General features: G+C 62.5%; 8 protein-coding genes and 1 pseudogene. 7 read left to right on the top strand and 2 right to left on the bottom strand.

Going from position 1 to position 9310, the window contains the following annotated elements; translation table 11 throughout:
• Positions 1 to 739: 739 nt before the first annotated feature.
• Complete coding sequence (gene hisD, locus WBV42_RS06490; RefSeq protein WP_423985304.1) at positions 740 to 2011, top strand: histidinol dehydrogenase; 1272 nt, start codon at positions 740 to 742, stop codon at positions 2009 to 2011.
• Positions 2012 to 2029: 18 nt separating this feature from the next.
• Here hisD and WBV42_RS06485 read toward each other — a convergent pair whose 3' ends face one another.
• A complete protein-coding gene (locus WBV42_RS06485) occupies positions 2030 to 2572 on the bottom strand; it encodes a rhomboid family intramembrane serine protease (protein ID WP_423985303.1) in 543 nt (180 codons plus the stop codon).
• Between the two features lie 199 nt (positions 2573 to 2771).
• On the opposite strand from WBV42_RS06485, the gene WBV42_RS06480 reads away from it, so the two are divergent.
• On the top strand, positions 2772 to 3629 hold the full coding sequence (locus WBV42_RS06480) for a formate/nitrite transporter family protein (protein ID WP_423985302.1): 858 nt from the start codon (positions 2772 to 2774) through the stop codon (positions 3627 to 3629).
• A 163-nt stretch (positions 3630 to 3792) separates the two neighbouring features.
• On the top strand, positions 3793 to 4821 hold the full coding sequence (locus WBV42_RS06475; protein ID WP_423985301.1) for a DUF4352 domain-containing protein: 1029 nt from the start codon (positions 3793 to 3795) through the stop codon (positions 4819 to 4821).
• A 45-nt stretch (positions 4822 to 4866) separates the two neighbouring features.
• Here WBV42_RS06475 and WBV42_RS06470 read toward each other — a convergent pair whose 3' ends face one another.
• Entirely contained in the window at positions 4867 to 6051 is a 1185-nt protein-coding gene (locus WBV42_RS06470; RefSeq protein ID WP_423985300.1) for a pyridoxal-phosphate-dependent aminotransferase family protein, read from the bottom strand.
• Between the two features lie 192 nt (positions 6052 to 6243).
• Between WBV42_RS06470 and WBV42_RS06465 the strand changes: the two genes are divergently transcribed.
• The 4 genes and pseudogenes from WBV42_RS06465 to WBV42_RS06450 all read left to right on the top strand — a co-directional run.
• Positions 6244 to 6924 (top strand): four-helix bundle copper-binding protein, encoded by a 681-nt coding sequence (locus tag WBV42_RS06465; protein ID WP_423985299.1) that lies wholly within the window; start codon positions 6244 to 6246, stop codon positions 6922 to 6924.
• A 330-nt stretch (positions 6925 to 7254) separates the two neighbouring features.
• Positions 7255 to 8199, top strand: a complete 945-nt coding sequence (locus tag WBV42_RS06460; RefSeq protein WP_423985298.1) for a metal-dependent hydrolase — start codon at positions 7255 to 7257, stop codon at positions 8197 to 8199.
• A gap of 104 nt (positions 8200 to 8303) precedes the next feature.
• A complete protein-coding gene (locus tag WBV42_RS06455) occupies positions 8304 to 8915 on the top strand; it encodes a hypothetical protein (protein WP_423985297.1) in 612 nt (203 codons plus the stop codon).
• A pseudogene (locus tag WBV42_RS06450) lies at positions 8912 to 9310 on the top strand (hypothetical protein); the annotation flags it as partial. The gene WBV42_RS06455 and the pseudogene WBV42_RS06450, both read left to right, overlap by 4 nt.

The raw sequence follows: 9310 nt of genomic DNA, 5'->3' as shown, positions 1-9310 counted from the left end.
ACTACGAGACCGTTCTGGTTTCGTTGTGATTGCAACGACCGAGCCCCAACATTACCGCACCGCGCCACACCGTCCCCAACCGACTGCGTTTCTCGCTCACTCCGGAAGAGCTTCGTTCTTCCGTGCTCTCGTTCACTGCGTTCACGAGAACTTCGTTCGCGAGGACTTCACGCGCCGTGGCAGCTGGGTCGTATCGCCTGTCTCGTCCAACCGAGTGGCGCGCGGGCCAGCAGGGCCGAGGACCGCGAGGTTTCGCAGAAACCTCGGAAGCGAGCGGCAACGCCGCGAGCCACGTCGTCCGAGGGCCTGACTGGATATCGTGCGAGGGATGACGACCGAGGAGCGTCAGCGACGAGTGGAGGAATCGGTTGGGGAGGAATGTGGTCCGGTGCGGCGCTTGGGTGTCCTCGTCAGAGCACAGCTCTGACGGTGGATTGAAAGGGGCCGTCCGCTCGCGTTTATCGTGGGCGTCTGTGCGGGCACTATTCTGGCCGTGCGGTGCGGGGAGGCCAGAATATCCTGCACAGCGACCGCGAGCGGGCGGGGGCTTTCGAGGTAGTCTTTACGGCAGTCATAACCACATATCATCCAAAATTACTCCGGCAATGTAACTCGGTCAGTTTTCTCAACAATTACTTCTCAGTAATTCCACCCATCTAAACACTAATCCGAATCATCTCCCACGACGTGTTCATCCGAGAGCGCAACGTGTTTTTCCGCCCGCTTCGAAACCCCGTCCATGAATCCAACGGAGACCTCCGAACTCGGGCCGAACGAGCGTCAGGCGCTGTTCGACCGTGACGCGGGTATCGAGGGCGTCAGGGGCGACGTGCGGGACATCATCGACCGAGTGCGCGAGGAAGGAGACGTGGCGGTCCGGGAGTTCTGCCGTGAGTTCGACGGCGTCGAGGTCGGCAATATTGACATCACGGACGACGCCGAACGCGCCTACGAGGAGATCGACGACGACGTGCGCGAGGCCATCGAGGACGCGGCCGACAACATCCGCGCGTTTCACGAGTCCCAAGTGCCGGAGGACTGGCGTGCGGACTTTGACGGCCGCGAACTCGGCCGTCGATTCCGCCCCATCGAGCGTGTGGGCGTGTACGCACCCGGTGGCACGGCGGCGTACCCCTCCAGCGCGCTGATGGGCGTCATCCCGGCGAAAGTTGCTGGCGTGGAACAGGTCGCGGTCGCCACGCCGCCCGGCGAACCGCAGAACGACATCACGCTGGCCGCGATCCACGCCGCCGGGGCCGACAAAGTGTACCGCGTCGGCGGCGCACAGGCCATCGCGGCGATGGCCTACGGAACCGAACAGATCGACCGCGTGCAGAAGGTCGTCGGTCCCGGCAACAAGTGGGTCACGGCGGCGAAAGCCGAAGTGCAGGGCGACGTGGCCATCGACTTCCTCGCCGGACCGAGCGAACTCCTCGTCCTCGCTGACGGGACCGCGAACCCAGCGTTCGTGGCCAGCGACGTGGTCGCGCAGGCCGAACACGACGAAAACGCGTCGTCAGTGGTCGTCACGGACGACGCCGAGTTCGCCGAGGCGGTCTGTGAGGAGATCGAGAAACAGGTGAGCGAACGCGAACGCGAGGACGTGATTCGGGCCGCACTCGACAACGACGCGAGCGGCGTGTTCGTCGCGCGGTCGATGAGCGAGGCCCTCCTCTTCGCCGAGGAGTACGCCGCCGAACACCTCTCGATACAGGCTGAAGACGACGAGGAACTCCTCGACAGGATCGACAGCGCGGGAAGCGTCTTCCTCGGGTCGTACACCCCAGTCGCGGCGGGCGACTACGCCTCGGGGACGAACCACGTACTCCCGACGACCGGACTGGCGAAGATCACGGGCGGCCTGTCGGTCGACACGTTCCTCCGGTCGACCACCGTTCAACGGTTGGACGAGGACGCGCTCGACTCCCTCTCGACGACGATCACGACGTTGGCAGAGTCGGAAGGACTGGACGCGCACGCCGAGAGCGTGCGGAAGCGCTTCGAGGAGTAGGGATTCGGGTAGCCGCAGTCAGTTTTCGAGAAACAACAACAGAGCGCCCAGACACGCTCCGAAGCAGAGCGGCGGGCCGTGGATGTCGTGCAGTGCGGCGAGAACGACACCCACGAGTAGCCACACGACGCCCCAGATTCGAACCCGGAGCGGCAACGATTTTCCGCGCCACAGGAGCCAGACGCACAACCCACCGAGCAGTCCCGCACCGGCGACCGACGCCCCGGAACCGTTCGGTTGCCACGCGTAACCGACGAGTTCGCCGACCAGTCCACCGCCGAAGTACAACAGCAACCAATCACGACGTCCGTACAGGCGCTCGACGGCGACGCCGACGATTGCAATACCGACGAACACCGTCAGCGTGGCCCACCACGGATCGGCTTGAACGAACAGGGGTGTGACGAGTCGCCACCATTCGCCCGCCGCGAGTGCGTCCGGATTCCGACGCACCGCGGGGAGCAACCCGGGAATCACGAAACGGAGGGCGGTACAGAGGACAGTCGTCCCGAGAACGACGGCCGTCAGGACCGGTGGGTCGTCCGTCAGAACGGATGGCAAGTTATCGAACGGTGAACGGCGTCGATTCGACACGACGAATCGAGGTCGAGGAAGGATAATAAGTATCGCGTCTACGGTACGATTTCGACGGACCGGAACGAAGAGCACACCCGGAATATGCCGGTGGTAAATGCCCCGAGCCATAACTGCTTTCCTGACGGACTGCCATTGGCGGACACGGCACTACGATCCTTATCCTATGGCACAGTCCACTAATTCCGATACGGAAGCCGACGGCCTGAAATCGTACGAGAGCATCCTGAGGGAACAGATCGATCTCGGACTGGAGGAGTTACAGCGTCCCACCAGCGGTCTCTTCCTGTCCGGACTCTCCGCCGGGTTGGATATCGGATTCGGTCCCCTCCTGATGGCGGTGATGACGGGGCTGATGACCGGGTCTCTGTCGAAACCCGTCACGGAGCTACTCATGGCGAACATGTACGCGGTGGGGTTCATCTTCGTAATTCTCGGCCGTTCCGAACTGTTCACCGAACACACCACGCTGGCAGTGCTCCCCGTCCTCGACAAACGGGCGTCGTACGCCTCGCTCGCCAGACTGTGGGTCGTCGTGTTCGTGGCGAACATCATCGGAGGGGCACTGTTCGCCGCCTTCGCCGTGACGATCGCCCCGAAACTCGGCATCGCGCACGCCAAAGCGTTCACCGAGATTTCGGCGGCATTGGTCAAACACGACTTCCTAGTTCTGGTCGGGAGCGGCATCTTCGCGGGGTGGCTCATGGGCCTGCTGTCATGGCTCGTCACCGCCGCACGGGACACCGTCAGCCGCGTCCTCATCATCTGGATCGTCACGACCGCCATCGGATTGGCCCACCTTCCCCACTCCATCGCCGGAAACGTCGAGGTCCTGATGGGGATGTTTCTGTCCGCGAAAATCACGTTCGTCGATTACGGCCGCTTCCTCCTCGCCGCGACCATCGGCAACGCTATCGGTGGCGTGTTCTTTGTCGCCCTGCTGAAGTACGGGCACGTTACCAGAAATACGGACGCCGAGAATGTGGATGACGTAGATACTGTTGGAGCCGCCGAATCGGAGTAGGCGTCAGAACTCCCCGTTGACGATATCCGCGACGCGCTGGTGGTCGTACAGTTTTTCGTCCACGCTTCCGGGGGAGAAAACGGCCGTACCTCATTTGATCACCTCGGTTAGATGTTCAATTAACATCGTATACTTTTAACAGTCGGGACGGGCCTTCTGTTTCATGAAGAAACGGGCGCACGTCGGACGACGGACGTTTATCACGGCGAGTGCGGTGACGGCGCTCGCCGGGTGTACCAGCCAGGGGAGCGACACGACGGACGCGGGCACGTCGTCTTCCTCGACGAGCACGGAATCGTCCACTTCGTCCCCGGGAACGAACGAAAACGGCGACACGGAACGAAGGCGAACGGAGACGATTGTGTCGGTCGGTTCGGTCGTGAAGGACGACACGCTCGCCATGGTCGTTCGCGAGGTGACGACCGAGGACAAGTTGAGCGAGTTTCGGGATGCGGAGGAGGGCAAGACGTTCGCGGTGATTCGAATGGCAGTCAAAAACCGGGGAACGGAGTTCATCGATTTCGAGGACTTCCTCGACGCGAGCGTCGTGGATGGGGAGAATCAGACGTACGACCCGTCGGTCAGTTCCCCCGATCACCCGATTCGAAGCGGGGTGCTCGCCCCGGGTGAAGTCGTGCGCGGCGACATGGTCTTCGAGGTGCCGAAGGGGACGCACGGGCTATCGCTTCGACTCGACTTCGAGTCGTTCACCAGCTTTCGATTCAAGCAGGTAACCGTCTCGCTCGGGAAGAAAGCCGACTCGATCGCCGACCTGAAACAGTCGCTCGACGACGTACTCTCGTCGGGAGAGAAGGCGTCACGCGGCAGCGTTTCGGTCATCGTTCACGGAGTCCGAACGACGAAACAATTGAACGAGATTACGGACGCGGCCGACGGACACGAGTTCGTCGTCCCGGACATCGAAATCACGAACGGCGGCGACGAGCGACTGCTCGTCTCGACGCTGCTCCAGATGCACGTGAAGACGGGAGCGGGCCTCGCGTACACGGCGGACATCGGCGCGAGTTCCGGTTTGAAACAGCCGCTCAACGAGAGTTCCGACATCGAGTCCGGGGAGTCCCACCGCGGTGAACTCGCCTATCAGGTCGAAACTGGCACCAAGCCGCTCTACTGGGCCTTCAACTTCCTCGAAGCGGACGAACCGTACAAGGGGTTCTGGAAACTGCGCTGACCGTTCGGTAGTCCGCCCGTGCATCCGTAGAAATCGGTTTTCGACTCAGTTGCCGAGCGCTTCGCTCGTCGCCGCGAGTCCCGCCTCCACGTCCACGTCCGCGCCGTGTTCGCGGAGCGCGTCGCCGAGCGCGCTCACGAGGTACGAGACGGTTTCCGGGCGGGCGGAGTAGCCCATGCAACCGATGCGGAAGATTTCGCCGTCCAAATCACCGAGCCCGGTAGCGATTTCGAGGTCGTACTGGTCGAGCAGGTAGCTCGTGATGTCGGTGTCGGTGACGCCGTTCGGTACGCGAACCGCGTTGAGGCTCGGGAGCCAGTACTCCTCGGGCGCGTTCATTTCGAGACCCATCGCTTCGACGCCCGCCTTGAGCGCACCGGCAACGTCGCGGTGGCGCTCCCAGCGCGATTCGATGCCTTCCTCGCTGACGAGCCGAAGCGCCTCACGGAGTGCATATACGTTCGTGATAGGTGCCGTGTGGTGGTACGCCCGGTCTTCACCCCAGTAGCCTTCGAGGAGCGAGAGGTCGAGATACCACGAGCGGGGGGATTGCTCGCGGGAGAGCACCTTTTCCATCGCGCGGTCGTTGAGCGTCAGCGGACTCGCACCTGGCGGACAGGAGAGACACTTCTGCGGGCCGGAGTAGGCCACGTCGATGTCCCATTCGTCGACCTTCAACTCGACGCCCCCGAGCGATGTCACCGAGTCGGCGATGACGTAAGCATCGTGGTCGTGGGCAATGTTCGTCAGTTCGGAAACGCCCGGTTGAACGACGCCGGTGCTCGTCTCCGCGTGGATAAATCCGAAGATATCGGGCTGGTGTTCCTCAAACGCGACCTGCACGTCGGCAGGGTCGAGTGGTTCGCCCCACGGCGCATCGACGTGGACGACTTCGCCACCCGCCCGTTTCGCCATGGATTCCATCCGGCCGCCGAAGTAGCCGTTAGTCGGAACCAACATCGTGTCGCCAGGTTCGACCAGGTTTCCGATAGCGGCCTCCATAGAGGCGGATCCGGTTCCGGAGACGGGAATGGTCCATTGATTCTCCGTTCTGAAGGTGTACCGGAGGAGGTCCTGAACCTCGTTCATGATGTCGATGAACGACGGATCTAAATGGCCGACCAACGGCGTGCTCATCGCGCGGAGGACGCGTGGATGTACCTCGCTCGGACCGGGACCCATCAGCGTTCTGTCGGGCGGTGTCAACTCGCCTACCGTAGGGTTCTCCATGCCTTTCCGTATCACGCGCGGTGACAAAAACCCCGCCGTCCCGGCAGTCGATACCCAACGGACCGTTAAATCGCACAACGCGGCGTTTCTCCCTGCGAACGGATCCCGAACGGTCGAAACGGTCGGTCCGGTTTATTCGGGTCATGGGTGTAGAACGGGGTACCCCAGCACGTTGCTGGGTGGAGAAATACCATGACACAACAGAGACCCATGCAGCACTCGCAGGCGCGGAGCGGCGGTGGCAACGAGTACGGCACCGAGTATCAGCAGGGGTACGGGCAACCGCCCGTCAGTCAGCAACGTGGCCGACGAGGGGGAATCGGCCAACAGGTGCCCAGTCAGGGGTACGGCGGTGAAACCGGCCACGGCGAAATGGGCCAACGAGAAATGGCTCAGCAAGGGACGACCCAACGAGGGGGAATCGGCCAGCAGATCGGACGAGGAATGACACAACCGGGCGGCCAGTTCGACGACCAGTTGCCGGGCGAGATGCGTGTCGCGCTCGAAGATTTCGAGCAGGCCGCGAAAGTCTGTGATTGGTGTGCCGATAAATGTCTCGACGAGGGGCCGGAGATGGCCGAATGTATTCGGCTCTGCCGTGACGTTGCCGACCTCGGAACGCTGAACACGAAGCTCATCGCGCGTGACTCGGTTTTCGGACCGGAGCTCGCCGAAACCTTCGCGAACGCGGCCGAGGAATGTGCAAGCGAGTGTATGCGACACCAGAACCCGCACTGTCAGGAGTGTGCGTCGGTTCTTTCCCGGGCCGTCGATTCGACCTACCGATTGCTCGACCAGCTGGGGACGACGGGACAGGAGCCGTCGACCGGTGGAATCCAACAGGAGATCACGGGCGAGCAATCGAGGTTCTAACTCTCACATTTTCGGGCTGTCACACGTGCGACGCGAAACGTCTCGTACTCGATTCCAAGCGGCTATTTCTTTCCGAACGGTCGGACCGGTGTATGCCGACGACGACTGAAGAGCAACTGCTCCAGCAAGGAGTGGAGAACGACACTGCCACAACAGCACCAGCGACTGCACACGGAATCGCTCGGCGAATCGACCGGAATTGGCGGGCGTCCTCGACCGGACGATCGAATCGCTTTCGAAGACCATCGAGACGGTGCAGACCGAAGGCCGGATGCAGTAGGGGTCGAACTGGAGAGAAGCTTATGACGACTGAACGCGAAGGATAATTCCATGATGGTCGGCCACGCGCTGCTCGCCTTCGGGGTGGCAGCGCTCGTCGCCCGGCGATTCTGGTCCACAGAGCGTGCACTCGCATTTGGGATCATCGCGGGCGTCTTCGCTACTGTTCCTGACGTTGACATGACTTACGCGATGATCGGTCTCGTACAGTCGGGGTTCGGCGGCGTCTGGCGGATGACAGCCGAGTTCTGGGGGAGCGCACACCTCGTTCACCGCGCCGTAACCCACTCGCTCGTCGTCGCCGCGATCGCCGGTCCCGCGTTCGTGTTGGCGACCGGGGATCGGTGGAGGAAACTGCTGTCCGCGGCCCTACTGGCGGGACTCGTCTGGGTCGCGTTCGCAAACAGTGGTTTCCTCGGAGCAGGAGTCATGTCCGTCTTCGTCGTCGTCGGGACGGTTGCTGCACTCGTCGCCGATTCGCGCACCGACCTCGGGCCGAGGGAGCTAGTTCTCGCCGCCGTCTTCGGACTGATGTCCCATCCGTTCGGCGACGTGTTCACGGGGGCACCGCCACAGTTCTTCTACCCCTTCGACGTGACGCTGTTGCACTCCCGCATCGCCATCCTTTCGGACCCGACGCTGAACCTGCTCGCCATTTTCGGGCTGGAAGTCGTGCTGGCGTGGTTCGCCGTCTCGGTGTACTTTCACCTCAACGGCGGCCGCGTTCGTGAGCAGTTCCGCGAACACATCCACCCGCGTGCCGCACTCGGGGTGGGCTACGCGCTGGCCGCGCTGGTGATTCCCGCCCCGACGCTTTCGGTCTCGTATCAATTCGTGTTCTCGGTGCTCGCGGTGGGTGCCGTCGGCGTCGGACCGCAACTGCACCCCAAACGACCGTTCCGTCCGGTTCGGAATCCGACGGCGTGGCTGTGTACCGGCATGGCTGCGGTGACACTCGCGGCCGTCGCGTACGCCGCAGTGTATCAGTTCGCCTGACTCCCTTTCCCGACCGAATCGTCCGTCCGCCTGAAATTCCCGACGGATTTCATTTTTCGCGTCCTTTCCTATCATTTCTTACCGCCAGCGCTCGTATTCAGGGTATGGCACAGCGGGTCAGCCGGTTGGACGCACTCGTGGAAGACAAGCGTGTCAACGCGGGACTGGCGTGGCTACTCGTCGGATTTCTGGTGATCGTGATGATCGGGAGCCTGGTGCAGGACGACCTGCTGTGGGCGATGTTCGCCGGAAGCGTTGCGGCGCTCGCGCTGGTACCACCAGTGGCCTTTCGGAACACCGAAGCGATGCTCCCGTGGGAAGTGCTAATACTCGCTGCACTCCCCGTCCTCGGACGGGAACTCGCGACCCTCGCGCTCACGACACGGGTCGCCACGTATCTCTCGGTCGCCGCGCTCGCGCTCATCGTCGCCGTCGAGTTACACGTCTTCACCCCGGTTCGGATGAACCACTGGTTCGCCGTCCTCTTCGTGGTCATCGCCACGATCGCGACGGCTGGCGTCTGGGCGGTCGTCCAGTGGCTTTCGGACATCTACCTCGGAACGCACCTCCTCCACAGCGAGTATCGACTGATGTGGGATTTCGTCTACGCGACGGTCGTCGGCATCGTCGCGGGAATCGTCTTCGAATGGTACTTCCGGCGAGTCATCCCGGCCGAAGAACGGTTGCCCGCCGAGATTCAGGAGCATCTCGAATGAGAGTACGCGAACGCCTCGGCATCCCCAAGCGGAGACAACAGCAGTTGACGCGCGTGATGGAACTCTGCCTCGTCGGCATCTTCTTCGTCGGCATGGACAGAGGCAACCTCGGAATCATGATCAACAGCGCACTGGCGTTCGCGGTCACGCACATCCCCGCGGTTCTCAAGCGCGACTACGGGATTCCGATGGACGCCGGGTTGACCCTGTGGATCACTACCGCCGTCTTCCTCCACGCGGTCGGCACCCTCGGACCCTATCAGAACGTCTGGTGGTGGGACCACGTCACGCACATGCTGTCGGCATCGCTCGTCGCTGGCGTCGGCTACGCCACCGTCCGGGCGCTCGACTCACACTACGAGGACGTGTATCTCCCACCCCGGTTCATGTTCGTC

The organism is Haladaptatus sp., assembly GCF_049589095.1.
Classification (GTDB): domain Archaea; phylum Halobacteriota; class Halobacteria; order Halobacteriales; family Haladaptataceae; genus Haladaptatus.
The sequence above is the reverse complement of the archived record's forward strand: the minus strand, read 5'-3'. Positions and strand labels throughout refer to the sequence as shown.